13 protein-coding genes are annotated in these 11983 nt (G+C 66.4%); 6 read left to right on the top strand and 7 right to left on the bottom strand.

The annotated features are described in order from the left end of the window. Positions 1-23 precede the first annotated feature (23 nt). The 3 genes from phnC to phnE all read left to right on the top strand — a co-directional run bounded on the left by phnC (position 24) and on the right by phnE (position 2793). Entirely contained in the window at positions 24-866 is an 843-nt protein-coding gene (gene phnC / locus WBR68_RS15265) for a phosphonate ABC transporter ATP-binding protein (RefSeq protein WP_127185503.1), read from the top strand. 59 nt (positions 867-925) lie between these two features. Continuing rightward, positions 926-1909 (top strand): phosphonate ABC transporter substrate-binding protein, encoded by a 984-nt coding sequence (gene phnD / locus WBR68_RS15260; RefSeq protein WP_050448802.1) that lies wholly within the window; start codon positions 926-928, stop codon positions 1907-1909. Positions 1910-1998: 89 nt separating this feature from the next. Continuing rightward, entirely contained in the window at positions 1999-2793 is a 795-nt protein-coding gene (gene phnE / locus WBR68_RS15255) for a phosphonate ABC transporter, permease protein PhnE (protein WP_050448803.1), read from the top strand. A gap of 4 nt (positions 2794-2797) precedes the next feature. Here phnE and WBR68_RS15250 read toward each other — a convergent pair whose 3' ends face one another. The 3 genes from WBR68_RS15250 to WBR68_RS15240 form a co-directional block, all read right to left on the bottom strand. Continuing rightward, the gene (locus WBR68_RS15250; protein ID WP_230694651.1) at positions 2798-3310 is read right to left on the bottom strand and encodes a GAF domain-containing protein; all 513 of its coding nucleotides are present in this window, start codon (positions 3308-3310) and stop codon (positions 2798-2800) included. Further along, entirely contained in the window at positions 3307-4281 is a 975-nt protein-coding gene (locus WBR68_RS15245; RefSeq protein WP_050448805.1) for a Bug family tripartite tricarboxylate transporter substrate binding protein, read from the bottom strand. Before WBR68_RS15245 ends, WBR68_RS15250 begins: the two co-directional genes overlap by 4 nt. 63 nt (positions 4282-4344) lie before the next feature. After that, a complete protein-coding gene (locus tag WBR68_RS15240; RefSeq protein WP_230694650.1) occupies positions 4345-6180 on the bottom strand; it encodes a gamma-glutamyltransferase family protein in 1836 nt (611 codons plus the stop codon). A gap of 109 nt (positions 6181-6289) precedes the next feature. Between WBR68_RS15240 and WBR68_RS15235 the strand changes: the two genes are divergently transcribed. Further along, positions 6290-7267 carry a LysR family transcriptional regulator gene (locus WBR68_RS15235; RefSeq protein ID WP_230694649.1) on the top strand — a complete coding sequence of 326 codons (978 nt, stop codon included), beginning with the start codon at positions 6290-6292 and terminating at the stop codon, positions 7265-7267. Between the two features lie 32 nt (positions 7268-7299). Here the strand turns inward: WBR68_RS15235 and phnN are convergent, their stop codons facing one another. The 4 genes from phnN to phnF form a co-directional block, all read right to left on the bottom strand. Beyond that, complete coding sequence (gene phnN, locus WBR68_RS15230) at positions 7300-7890, bottom strand: phosphonate metabolism protein/1,5-bisphosphokinase (PRPP-forming) PhnN (protein WP_230694648.1); 591 nt, start codon at positions 7888-7890, stop codon at positions 7300-7302. After that, positions 7887-8630 carry a DUF1045 domain-containing protein gene (locus WBR68_RS15225; RefSeq protein ID WP_230694647.1) on the bottom strand — a complete coding sequence of 248 codons (744 nt, stop codon included), beginning with the start codon at positions 8628-8630 and terminating at the stop codon, positions 7887-7889. The genes phnN and WBR68_RS15225 overlap by 4 nt, the downstream gene beginning before the upstream one ends. A 2-nt stretch (positions 8631-8632) precedes the next feature. Then, positions 8633-9826: an alpha-D-ribose 1-methylphosphonate 5-triphosphate diphosphatase gene (locus tag WBR68_RS15220; protein ID WP_230694646.1), complete on the bottom strand. Its 1194-nt coding sequence runs from the start codon at positions 9824-9826 to the stop codon at positions 8633-8635. A 147-nt stretch (positions 9827-9973) separates the two neighbouring features. Next, positions 9974-10696 (bottom strand): phosphonate metabolism transcriptional regulator PhnF, encoded by a 723-nt coding sequence (gene phnF, locus WBR68_RS15215; RefSeq protein ID WP_050448811.1) that lies wholly within the window; start codon positions 10694-10696, stop codon positions 9974-9976. A 184-nt stretch (positions 10697-10880) separates the two neighbouring features. Between phnF and phnG the strand changes: the two genes are divergently transcribed. Then, on the top strand, positions 10881-11360 hold the full coding sequence (gene phnG, locus WBR68_RS15210; protein WP_050448812.1) for a phosphonate C-P lyase system protein PhnG: 480 nt from the start codon (positions 10881-10883) through the stop codon (positions 11358-11360). Position 11361: 1 nt separating this feature from the next. Next, on the top strand, positions 11362-11982 hold the full coding sequence (gene phnH / locus WBR68_RS15205; protein ID WP_230694645.1) for a phosphonate C-P lyase system protein PhnH: 621 nt from the start codon (positions 11362-11364) through the stop codon (positions 11980-11982). Position 11983 lies beyond the last annotated feature (1 nt).

Here is an 11983-nt window from a genome sequence, read left to right as displayed (position 1 = left end):
ACCACATCCAAGGGGATCAGGCGATGACATACGCCATCGAAGTACAGGCCTTGAGCAAAACGTTCCATGCCGGGACCAAGGCGCTGGATAACGTCAGCCTGCAAGTGGCCGACGGCGAAATGGTGGCGCTGCTGGGGGCCTCGGGCTCGGGCAAGTCCACCTTGTTGCGCCATCTGGCGGGTTTCGTGGCGGGCGATGCGGGTGAGTCGGGCACGGGCAGCGTAACGGTCAACGGCCAGCTCATCCAGCGCAATGGCCGCCTTAGCCGTGACGTGCGCGCGGCGCGCGCCGGCATCGGCTTCGTGTTCCAGCAGTTCAACCTGGTGGGCCGCCTGCCGGTCATCACCAACGTCTTGACCGGCATGTTGCCGCGCGTGCCGCTCTGGCGCAGCCTGACGCGCTGGTTCCTGCGCGATGAAGTGCGCCAGGGGCTGGAAGCGCTTGCCCAAGTTGGTATAGACGACTATGCATTTCAACGCGCGTCGACGCTGTCCGGCGGCCAGCAGCAGCGCGCCGCGATCGCACGCACGCTGGTGCAGAACGCGCGCGTGATCCTGGCCGACGAACCCATTGCATCGCTGGACCCCGAGTCGTCGCGCCGTGTGATGGACACGCTGGCCCAGATCAACCGCAGCCGCAAGGTGGCGGTGGTGGTGTCGCTGCACCAGGTGGATGTGGCCCTGCGCTACTGCCCACGCGTGGTGGCGCTGCGCCACGGCAAGGTCGTGTACGACGGCCGCGCCACTGACCTGACCCCCGAAATGCTGCGCGACCTGTATGGCTCGGAACTCAGCGAACTGCTGCCCGAGTACACGCAGCCGTCGCCGGCCCTGGCGGCGCTGCCCACGCTGGCGCAGGCCGCCTGATTGCTTTTTTTGATGCCGCCCTTGCGGCATCTTTGCCCCTTCCTACCTCGGAGCCACCCATGCTACGCAGAACCTTCGTTACCCTGATCGCCGCCGCGGCCTTGTCCACGCAAGCCCACGCGGAAGAGGCCAAGACGCTGAACTTCGGCATCATCTCGACCGAATCATCGACCAACCTGAAGTCCGTCTGGCAGCCCGTCATTGACGACATGAGCCGCGCCATCGGCGTGCCGGTCAAACCCTTCTTCGCGTCGGACTACGCCGGCATCATCGAAGGCATGCGCTTCAACAAGGTGCAGGTGGCCTGGTTCGGCAACAAGTCGGCCATCGAAGCCGTGGACCGCGCCAAGGGCGAAGTGTTCGCCTCGGTCATCGACAAGGACGGCAACCCCGGCTATTGGTCGCTCTTGATCGTCAACAAGGACAGCAACCTGAAGACGCTGGATGACGTGTTGAAGAGTCCGGGCAAACTGAGCTACGGCGCGGGCGATCCCAACTCCACGTCCGGCACCGCCGTGCCCGGCTACTACCTGTGGGCCGCCAACAAGATCGAACCCAAGACCTTCTTCAAGACCATGCGTTCCAGCAACCATGAAACCAACCTGCTGTCGGTCATCAACAAGCAGGTGGATGTGGCCGTCAACAACACCGAAGCGCTGGAACGCTATCGCCTGAACACGGGCAAGGACGCCCACGACAGCGTGCGCGTGCTGTGGAAGTCGCCGCTGATTCCGGCCGACCCGCTGGTCATGCGTTCCGACCTGCCCGCCGACCTGAAGGGCCGCATCCGCGACTTCTTCGTCAACTACGGCAAGGGCAAGGACGCCCAGCGTGAGATGGCCAACCTGAAGGCGCTGACCTATCAGGGCTTCCGCGCGTCCGACAACCAGCAACTGGTGCCGATTCGCCAGATCGAGCTGGCGCGTGAAAAAGCCAAGGTCGAATCCGACACCACGCTGAGCCAGACCGAAAAGCAACAGCAACTGGCTGACCTGGACAAGAAGCTGGCCAGCCTGGGTCAGCCGGCCGTCGCCAAGCAATAAGCGCGGCGTATCGCCGCTGCATTACCGGCGCATCGCAAGGTGCGCCGGCCCTGCCTTTTTTGAACGTCTTCAAGCGAACCGCCCACCCCATGAACCTTGCCACTCATTCCCCCCGCCTGCCCACCGCGCCGCGCTCGTCGCTGCCGGTGCTGCTTGTGTGGGCCGTCGTTCTAGCGCTGCTGGTCATGTCATGGCAGGGCGCGGACATGCGGCCCATGGACCTCTTGCGCGACTCGGGCAACATGGCCCAGTTTGCCGCGGACTTCTTTCCGCCCAATTTCCGCGACTGGCGCATGTATCTGGACGAGATGATCGTCACGGTGCAGATCGCCGTGTGGGGCACGTTCCTGGCCATCGTGTTGGCCGTGCCGCTGGGGCTGCTGTGCTCGTCGAACATGGTGCCGGCCTGGGTCTACCAGCCGATGCGGCGCCTGATGGACGCGTGCCGCGCCATCAATGAAATGGTGTTCGCCATGCTGTTCATCGTGGCCGTGGGGCTGGGGCCGTTCGCCGGCGTGCTGGCCCTGTGGGTGCACACGACGGGTGTGTTGGCGAAGCTGTTTTCGGAAGCCGTCGAAGCCATCGACCCGCGCCCCGTCGAAGGCGTGCGCGCCACCGGCGCCAACGCGTTGGAAGAAATCGTCTACGGCGTTATTCCACAAGTGCTGCCGCTGTGGATTTCGTATTCGCTGTACCGCTTTGAATCCAACGTGCGGTCGGCGTCGGTGGTGGGCATTGTGGGTGCCGGCGGCATCGGCACCGTGCTGTGGGAAATCATCCGCAGCTTCCGCTACGCCGAAACCTGCGCGGTGATGATCATCATCGTGGCCTTCGTGGTGATCATCGACATGCTGTCCTCGCGGATCCGGCGGGCGTTGATCTAGTGATCTAGCTGGCCTGCTGTCCCGCCAACAGCGCCGGCAACGCCAGCAAGCCCGCCAGGCGGGCGTTGTCGACGTCGGCGTCCGACACCTTGGGGCGCGGCATCAGGAAATTCACCGTGCCCAGGCACACGTCGTTGTATACGACGGGCACGTTGATGACCGATTGCAGGCCCAGCTTGCGAATGGCGTCGTGGTCGTTGAAGAATTCGCGGATGGCGGCTTCCCCTTCGCCCACGAACACGCGCTGTTCCAGCAAGACGTGCCGGCCCCAGGGCGTGTCGCGCTTGTCCTTGCTGCCGCCCGGTGGATAGGCCTGCGGGTTGGAGCTGTACAGGCGCACCACGCGCATGCTGGCGGCGTCAAAGCGGTTGACGGTGCACAGGGTGTGTTCCAGCGAGGCGTGGGCGTAGGCGTCGATGGCCTGCAAGGCCGCCGCCGAGTCGGCGGCGGCATAGGCCAGGGCAATCGCCTGTACGCCGGCCAACGCCGGCGTCACGGAAGTCGGCTTGCCGTTCATTCAGCGGTGATTCCCAGTTCCTTGATCAGCTTGCCGTACTTGTCGGCATCGCGCGCCAGGATCTGGCCGAACTGTTCCGGCGTGGTTTCCGTCAGCAGCACGCCCATGTCGCCCATCTTCTTGATGACCTCGGGACGCTTCAGGATCAGGTTGATCTCGCGGTTCAGGCGGGCGGTAAGTTCGGGCGGCATGCCGGCGGGGCCGAAGGCGCCGTACCAGACCGACAATTCATAGCCCGGCAGCGTTTCGCCCACCGTGGGCACCTCGGGCAGCAGCGGCGAACGCTGCTCTTCGGTGACGCCCAGCAGCGTCAGCTTGCCGGTGCGCACGTGCGGCAGGGTCTGCGTGCCGGCGCTGAACAGCACCTGCGTGCGGCCGGCCACCGTGTCCAGCACCGCGGGCGCGCCGCCACGGTAGGGGATGTGCATCATCTTCACGCCAGCGGCCTTTTCAAACAGCGCGGCGCTCAGGTGGTTGGTCGAGCCTTGTCCCGCCGACGCGTAGGCCACGGTGTCCGGGCGCTCTTTCACGTAGGCAATGAATTCCTTCACGTTCTTGGCGGGCACAGAGGGGTGCACCACCATCGTGTTCGTCACCAGGGCCAGTTCGGCGATGGGGGTGAAGTCCTTGACGCCGTCGAAGGGCATATTCGAATACAGCGCCTGGTTCATCGTGTGCGTGCTCATCGAACCCACCAGCAGCGTGTAGCCGTCGGGTTTGGCGCGCGCCACGAAGGTGGTGCCGATATTGCCGGACGCGCCCGAGCGGTTTTCCACGATGACCGGTTGGCCGAGCGATTGGGTCAGCCCTTCGGACAGCACGCGCGCCAGGATGTCGGTGGACCCGCCGGCAGCCCACGGCACGATCAAGGTGATGGGTTTTTCAGGCCAGGCCGCCTGGGACAAGGCGGGCGTGGCCAGGGCCAGGCCCAGCGCGCACACGCGCAGCAATCGTTGGAAATTCAGCTTCATGGTGTTTACCCCTGTGAAAGTGCCGGTCTGGACGCCGGCTGGATGGAAATGGTTGATAAGCAACTAGCGCCCCACGGCGTAGCCCTGCATGCCGCGCGGATTGGCGCCCGCGCGCAGCAGCAGGCCGCCGCCCGCGGCGCGTTCGCGCGTGCAGGCGCTGATGCGGCCTTCTGACCAGGCGGGTCCCACCTTGACGTCGTGACCCGCGGCGCGCAGCGCCTCTATGGTGGCCTCGGGCAAGCGCGATTCCACCGTCAGCCGGTTCAGCGTTTGCGTGCGTGGCCAGAACGAGCCCGGGAAATGATCGATGTGCCACGACGGCGCGTCGATGGCTTCTTGCAAATTCATGCCCATGGCGTGCCGCAGGAAGAACGCCACGGTCCATTGGTCTTGCTGGTCGCCGCCCGGCGTGCCGAACGCCATATAGGGTTGCCCGTCGCGCAGCACCAGGCCAGGCGACAGCGTGGTGCAGGGGCGCTTGCCGGCTTGCAGTTGGCCGGGTACGCCATCGTCCAGCCAGGTCATTTGCAGGCGCGTCGTCAGCGGGAAGCCCAGGCCGGGCACGACGGGGCTGGACGACAGCCAGCCGCCCGAGGGTGTGGCGGCCACCATGTTGCCGTCGCGGTCGATCACGTCGATCTGGCAGGTATCGCCCACGAAGATTTCGCGCGCGGCCCATTCGGCCACGGGCGGCAAGGCCGCGAACGTGGGTTCGCCCACGCCGAAGCGCGTGTCGGAGGCGGCCAGCGTGCGGTCGGCGGCGGCCAGGTCGGGCAGGCGGGGGGCAAGGCCGTCGGGGCTGCCGGGCCGAAGCACGGTGGACGCCGTGGCTTTGATGAGGGCAGCGCGTTCGCGCGCATAGGCGTCGCTCAACAGCGCGGTCAAGGGCACGGGCGTGAAGTCGGGGTCGCCATACCAGGCGGCGCGGTCCGCGAACGCCAGCTTGGCCGCTTCGGCAATGCGGTGCACGAACTCCGGCGACGTGGGGTCCAGGCCGTCCATGCCCAGATGCCGCAGCATCGCCAACTGCTGCAAATGCACCGGCCCTTGCGACCACACGCCGCACTTGGCCACGGTGTAGCGGCCGTACTGCATGGTGACGGGGGCGTCGTAGGTGGCGCGCCAGTCGGCCATGTCCGCCTTGCGCAGCAGTCCGCGATTGCGCTGGCCGGTGGTGTCACGCACCTCGGCTTCGGTGTAGTAGGTGTCGATGGCGTCGGCGACGAAACCGCGATACCAGCAGTCCAGGGCCGCGTCGATGCGGCCTAGCCGGTCGCTGCTGGCGGCATGCGCTTCATTCAGGATGCGCGTATACGTGTCGGCGATGGCGGGCGTGCGAAACAGGGAATCCGGCGCGGGCACGCGTCCATCGGGCATCCAGACATCGCGCGACGTGGTCCATTCATCACGAAACAGCGACTGCACGGCCAGCACCGCTTGAGACACACGCGGCACCAGCGGGAAACCGTGGCGGGCGTAATCGATGGCGGGGCGCAGCACGTCGGCCAGTTCCCACGTGCCGTAGTCGCGCAGCAGGGTCAGCCATGCACCGAACGCGCCGGGCACCGTGGCGGGCAAGAGGCCGATGCCGGGCACCATTTCCACGCCCAGTGCGCGGAACGCGGCTGGCGTGGCCAGCGCGGGCGCAGGGCCTTGGCCGCACAGCGCGCGCATGCGTTGTTCGTTTTCGCTCCAGAACAGTATGGGTACTTCACCGCCCGGGCCGTTCAGGTGCGGTTCCACGATCTGCAGCGTGAAGCCGCCAGCCACGGCCGCGTCATAGGCGTTGCCACCGCGTTCCAACACCCCCATGGCCACTTGCGACGCCAGCCAATGCGTAGACGACACAACACCGAAGGTGCCGCGTATTTCAGGACGGGTGGTGAAGGATGCGCTCATGGTGGCGGGGCGGCTGTGGCTAAGGGACGAGAAGAAGTATAGGGTTGTGAAATAACTGGATTCATCTTTGTTGGCATAATCCAATAACTATTTGGTTATAGAGAAAGCCATGAGCTGGGATGCCGCCCGTCTGTCCAACCGCCTGAAACACCGCCATCTGGTCTTGCTGACCAACATTGCCAAGCACGGTTCGTTGACGCGCGTGGCCGCGGCCACCGGCATCAGCCAGCCCGCCGTGACCAAGGCGCTGGCCGAGCTTGAGGATATTTTCGGCGGACCCCTGTTCCTGCGCAGCGGGCGTGGGCTGCTGCCTACGGCGCTGGGCAATCTGGCGCTGGTCCGCGCGCGGCACATGCAGAGCGACCTGGACCTGTGGGCGCGCGAAGTCGAAGCCCTGCATGCGGGCCATTCTGCGCATCTGAACGTGGGGGTTGTGCCCTATGTGTCCAGCGCCTTGCTCACCACCGCCATCAGCCGCCTGCACCAGCGTTTTGGGGTCACGCTGACGCTGCACCGCGCTACCACGGACCACCTGGTGCCCATGCTGCGCCGCCATGAACTGGACTGCATCATCAGCCGCGCCACGTCCACGGTGGCGCTGGACGACCTGATCCACAACGTGCTGTACCGTCAGCGCCCGCGCCTGATCGCGCATAGCCGACTGGCGCAACGCCTGGCGCGGCGCCGGCCCGATTGGGCCGCCGTGGCCGCCATGGACTGGGTGCTGCCGGCCGCCAACACGCCCACGCGGCAATTGATTGTCGAGCACTTCATCCGCGCCGGACTGCGTGCGCCATCGCCCGTGCTGGAAGCCTATTCCACGGATGTCATCGAAGGCATGCTGACTATGAATGAGGCGCTGATTTCAGTGGTGCCGGAAGACATCGCGCGCGAGCTTTGCCAGCGCGGCAAGCTGGGCATGCTGCCTTGGGATTTCGGTTGGGAACTGCCGCCCATCAACCTGATCCGCCGCAAGCGCGAACAGGTACTGGCGGCGGAAGAGCGCTTTTCGGAAATTCTGCTGGCGCTTTGTGTTGACGCCGGGCTGCCCGAAGGCGCGGGTTTCGGGGCGCCGGCAGCGGCCTGACCCCTGTAAACGGCTTCTTCGGGTCAGCCGCTTCAACCCGCCAACGCCCGGCGCGCAATGCCCAGCAAGGCCGCCGCCGCGACGTCGTGCGCGGCATCGTTGCTGATCCGCGTGTAGGCGCATTGCGGCGGAATGGCAAAGGCCTGCGTCGCGCGCGCCAGCCGCTCTTCGATCTGCTCCGCGCTTTCGCGGCCCCGGCCCGCCAGCCGCCGTGCCAGCACGGTCGGGTCCACGGTGATCTCCACGGCGGTCAATGCCGGGTAGCGCTGATGCGCCGCTTGCAGATGCTCTCGCGAACCGTTCACGATCACCGCCGCGCCGCAGGCCAGCCAGGTATCGATCTCGATGCCGATGCCGTATTGCAAGCCGTGGCTGGACCAACGCAGGGCGAAGCAACCCAGCGCCGCGCGTCGCGCAAACTCGTCCGGCGTCAAGGCCAGCGCGTCTTCCGTGCCGCCGCTATCGCGCGTGATGTAGCGGTGCGCCACCAACACCGGTTCTTCTGCGCGCAGGTGCGCGCGCAGCCAGCGCAGCAAGGTGTCTTTGCCGCTGCCTGATGCGCCCATCAGATAGATCAAGCGCGAGCCGTCGGCGGGCGGCAGGGGCGGCGCGGGCGTGGTCATGGCGCGGCGGGGCCTTGCAGGGCAGAAGCGCCGATGGCGTCTGACTGCGTGCCGTCGAAATGGTAGTGGCGCGCCGCGACAAAATCGGCGCCGGGTTCAGGCTGCACGAAGAGGCTGACGCCGGACACGGGCATCGCCTGGCCACGCAGCGGGTCGGCAAAGGCGGCGATGCGGCGTTGCGCCTGCTCCAGGGCGTGGCCCTCAAGCTTGCCGGTCAGGGTGATGTGAAAAGTGTAGGTATCGAACACGTAGGGGTAGCCCCAGCGCGCCAGCATCGCCTGTTGTTCGGGCGTCAGTGCATGGGGCTGGCGCCGCGCAATTTCCTCGGGCGTGGGCGGGGCGCGAAAGGCGTCCAGCGCCTGCACGGCGGCGTCCGCCAGTGCCTGGATGCGGGCCTGGCCTGAAGTGTCCGCATCCGCGATGCGCCAGGCCAGAAAGCCGCGCAGCGTTTCGCATTCCAGCGTCAAGTCAAAAGGGCTGATGCCGGCAACCAGCTTTTTTACTTCCGCGTCCAGCGCCTGCGGCGTGGCGCCGGAGGCCAGCCGGAAGGGCGGCTTCAGGGTGGCATGCAGCCCGTAATGGCGCGGCGCGTCGGTCCAGCCCCGTGAGGCATCGGGCTGGCCGGGCAAGGGCGGCAGCAGCGCGCCCGTGTCGGCGCAGCGGCCCAGCCAGCGGCTGCCGCATTCGCGCCATGGTCCACTGGGCGACAGATACAAGGCGTAGCGATGGGCAAGCGGCATGGTCAAGCGGCCATGCGTTGGCTGTGGCCGTCGCCGAACACGCGCGTGGCGTAGCGCAGTTCGCCGCCGACGATGGCCGCCACCACACGCGGCAGGCCCGCCACGTTGTCGTCCACCACGATGGTGTCGGCGATCAGGCCCGGCGCCAGCGCGCCACGGTCTTTCAGGCCAGCGGCGCGCGCGGGGTTCATCGACACCAGGTTCCAGGCCTGCGCCAGCGGCAGCACGCCGTCTTGCACCAGCCGCATCACGGCGGCCAGCGGGGCGGGGTAGTAGTAGTCGGACGTCAGGATGTCGCACAGGCCGGCCTGCACCATCTCGGTGGCGCTGGGCGCGCCGGTGTGGCTGCCGCCGCGCACCACGTTGGGCGCGCCGAAGACCACGGAATTGCCCAGGTCGCGCGCCACGCTGGCGGCTTCGCGGGTCAGCGGGAATTCGGCCACGCCGCAGCCCAGTTGGTGGTAGTAGCGGCGCGTGGCGGCGTCGGGGTCATCGTGCGAGGCCACTTTCAAGCCGGCCGCCTGCGCGCATACGGTCAGTTCGCGCATGGCGTCCGCCACGGAGTCCGCCGCCGACATCGCCGAGCGGATGCGTTGCTGGAAGGTGTCCAGGTCGCATTCCGCGCGGCTGGCGTACTGCATCAGCTTGCGGTCATCGCCCAGGCGGCGGGCCATGCCGGGCAAGTGGTCGTTGAGCGCCAGGAAGCGCACGCGGCCGTCGCGGATCCATTGCTGGGCCAGCTCCACACCGCCCACATGATGCGTTTCAAAGCGCAGGTGCACGTAGTGGCGCGCGCCCATCATCGGCTGCATGCGTTCCAGCGCGTCGAACATGCGTTCGGCATAGGCCTCGCCGCGCAGCCCGCCTTCCCAGGAGAGCGTGACACCGTGAAATTCGGTGGTGATGCCGTTGGCCAGCAGTTGGCGGTCTACGTCGAACAAGGCGCTGTCATACGGAAAGGTGACACTGGGCCGGGGCATGATCGCGCGTTCAAAGGCGTCGCCGTGCAGGTCGACGATACCGGGCAGCACCAGCAGTTGGCCGGCGTCGAACCAGGGCGCGCCGCGCGCGGGCGAGCCGCCACCGTCGTCGATAATCCCGCCATGAAAGCGCAGGCTGGCTTGTTCGACGCCGCGCGGCGTCAGGATGCGTTGGCCTGTAACACCGGCCAGGGGCGAGGGGGCGTGTGAGTTCATGGTGTGACGTTATCGATCTTGCATGACAACCAGATGTCTAGATGAGTTATGTTGCTTGTCGGCGCTGCTGTTTTTTTTACCCGGCACGTTTCCGTTCCGCGTGTTTCATCGCCGCCGCGCGATCAACGGCGGCGATGGCCGCGCGGCTTAACTGTCGTCCGCCACCATCAATTGCACCAGATCGCCCACGAAGCGGGTGATGCTGTATTGCAGCGGGGCGCCGTCCTGATCCACGTTCAAGGCTTCAATCTGCAAAATGGGCCGAGTCTTGGGCTGGCCCAGCAGGCGCGCGACTTCCGGCGTGGGCAGCACGGCGGTAATGCGCGACCACTTGCGCGTGTAGTCGCCAATGCCGTAATGCGCATACACCTTGGACACCGAGCGCAACGCGGTCAGGCGCTCGGCAAAATCCGGAAACCGCTTTTCGTCTAGGAAGTGCTCAGAGGCGCTGATGGGGCGGTTTTCCGCCTTGCCCACGATTTGCACGCGCAACAGCGGGGCTGTGCGGGCCAGCCCCAGGTGCTTGGCGATATCGGCCGCGCGCAAGCTCTGGCTGCCCAAGACTTCCTGGTGGCCCAGCATGCCCTGGCTGCGCAGGTTTTCGGAAAAGCGCGTGCGCTTGCCGATGGCGTAGTCAATGGCGTGCTCTTGCACGAACGTGCCACGGCCCTGTTCGATGCGGACCAAGCCACTTTGCTCCAGCTCGCCCATGGCGCGCCGGATGGTGTGGCGGTTGACCGAAAACTTGGCGGCCAGCTCGGGTTCGGAGGGCAACTGCTCGCCCGCCAGATAGAGCTTGTTGCGGATGTCGTCCGCCAGGGACTCACCAATTTGCCGCCAGACGGCGATGCCGGAACCTCTTTCAACCATGGGGTCTGCTCGTGCTGTCATATCAGCTTCATGAAGAATGGCTGTGATTGTGCCCGATGCGGCGCGCGCCGGATAGGCAGTGCACACGCACCGCAACTGTCATCAAAAATTCACGCCAGCCTGTTGAACTTCGATTTCCAAGCGATCATACTTCATCCAGTCGTCTAGACGTGTAGAGGAAATTATGGATCAGTCACAAACCGGGCAGCAAGCGCCCGATGCCCGGCGCGCCGCCTGGATGCGCGTGTTGTCGCTGGCCGACCCGGCCGCGCTGGAAGGGGCGTTCAGCGGCTTGGGCAGCGTGCCATCGCACCAGATGTTGCGGCCCGCCCAGACCGGCATGGCCATGGTGCGGGCGCGCAGCGGGGGCACCGGGGCGCGTTTCAACCTGGGCGAAATGACCGTGACGCGCTGCGCGGTGACGCTGGACGCAGCCGGGGCGGGCGTGGTGGGCGTGGCCTACGTGCAGGGGCGTTCACTGCGCCATGCCGAGCAGGCCGCGGTGGCGGATGCGCTGCTGCAACTGCCGGAATGGCACGACACCGTGCAGGCGCAATTGATCCAGCCGCTGGCGCGCCAGCATGCCGAAAAGGTCGATAACCAGGCGCGTGTCGCGGCGCAAACCAAGGTTGAATTCTTCACGATGGTGCGAGGCGAGGACTGATATGCAAGCACAGACAACACCCCCGGCGCCCGCCGCGCGCGGTGGTCTCATCGCCGGGTTTGCCGACCCGGTCAACGATGCGCAAACCACCTTTCGCGCCGCGCTGAAGGCCTTGGCGCACCCAGGGCGCGTACAAGACATCCTCGCCCACTGCGGCGTGCCCGCCGGCTTGTCGCCGGCCATGACGGCGCTGCTGCTGACGCTGGTGGACGGCGATACGCCGTTGTGGCTGCCCCCTGAAGTGAGTGCCGACGCGCTCGCCTTCCTGCGTTTTCATTGCGGCTGCCCCATCGTGCCATCGCCGTCGCTGGCGCGTTTTGCCGCCGTGCCGATAGGCTGCGATGCGCCCGCGCTGTCCGCCTGCCATCCGGGTGACCCGGCCTATCCCGACCTGTCCACTACCTTGCTGCTTGAGGTGGATTCCCTGGCCGACGGCCAAGCCGTCAGCCTGACCGGCCCGGGCATCCAGACGCGGCAAGCGCTGTCGGTCACGGGCTTGCCCGACGGCTTCTGGCGCGACTGGCGCTTGAATCATCAACAGTTTCCGCTGGGCGTCGACGTGTTCCTGACGCAAGACCGGTGGATGTGTGGACTGCCGCGCACGACGCGGGTGGAGAACTGAC

The sequence above is a fragment of the Achromobacter sp. JD-1 genome, from assembly GCF_038594925.1.
Lineage (GTDB): Bacteria > Pseudomonadota > Gammaproteobacteria > Burkholderiales > Burkholderiaceae_B > Achromobacter > Achromobacter spanius_C.
The sequence above is the reverse complement of the archived record's forward strand: the minus strand, read 5'-3'. Positions and strand labels throughout refer to the sequence as shown.

What these genes read in the sequence shown, in the direction of transcription:
- phnC (WP_127185503.1), top strand. Translation starts at nt 24, where the DNA reads ATGACATACGCCATCGAAGTACAGGCCTTGAGCAAAACGTTCCATGCC.
- phnD (WP_050448802.1), top strand. Translation starts at nt 926, where the DNA reads ATGCTACGCAGAACCTTCGTTACCCTGATCGCCGCCGCGGCCTTGTCC.
- phnE (WP_050448803.1), top strand. Translation starts at nt 1,999, where the DNA reads ATGAACCTTGCCACTCATTCCCCCCGCCTGCCCACCGCGCCGCGCTCG.
- WBR68_RS15250 (WP_230694651.1), bottom strand. Translation starts at nt 3,310, where the DNA reads ATGAACGGCAAGCCGACTTCCGTGACGCCGGCGTTGGCCGGCGTACAG.
- WBR68_RS15245 (WP_050448805.1), bottom strand. Translation starts at nt 4,281, where the DNA reads ATGAAGCTGAATTTCCAACGATTGCTGCGCGTGTGCGCGCTGGGCCTG.
- WBR68_RS15240 (WP_230694650.1), bottom strand. Translation starts at nt 6,180, where the DNA reads ATGAGCGCATCCTTCACCACCCGTCCTGAAATACGCGGCACCTTCGGT.
- WBR68_RS15235 (WP_230694649.1), top strand. Translation starts at nt 6,290, where the DNA reads ATGAGCTGGGATGCCGCCCGTCTGTCCAACCGCCTGAAACACCGCCAT.
- phnN (WP_230694648.1), bottom strand. Translation starts at nt 7,890, where the DNA reads ATGACCACGCCCGCGCCGCCCCTGCCGCCCGCCGACGGCTCGCGCTTG.
- WBR68_RS15225 (WP_230694647.1), bottom strand. Translation starts at nt 8,630, where the DNA reads ATGCCGCTTGCCCATCGCTACGCCTTGTATCTGTCGCCCAGTGGACCA.
- WBR68_RS15220 (WP_230694646.1), bottom strand. Translation starts at nt 9,826, where the DNA reads ATGAACTCACACGCCCCCTCGCCCCTGGCCGGTGTTACAGGCCAACGC.
- phnF (WP_050448811.1), bottom strand. Translation starts at nt 10,696, where the DNA reads ATGGTTGAAAGAGGTTCCGGCATCGCCGTCTGGCGGCAAATTGGTGAG.
- phnG (WP_050448812.1), top strand. Translation starts at nt 10,881, where the DNA reads ATGGATCAGTCACAAACCGGGCAGCAAGCGCCCGATGCCCGGCGCGCC.
- phnH (WP_230694645.1), top strand. Translation starts at nt 11,362, where the DNA reads ATGCAAGCACAGACAACACCCCCGGCGCCCGCCGCGCGCGGTGGTCTC.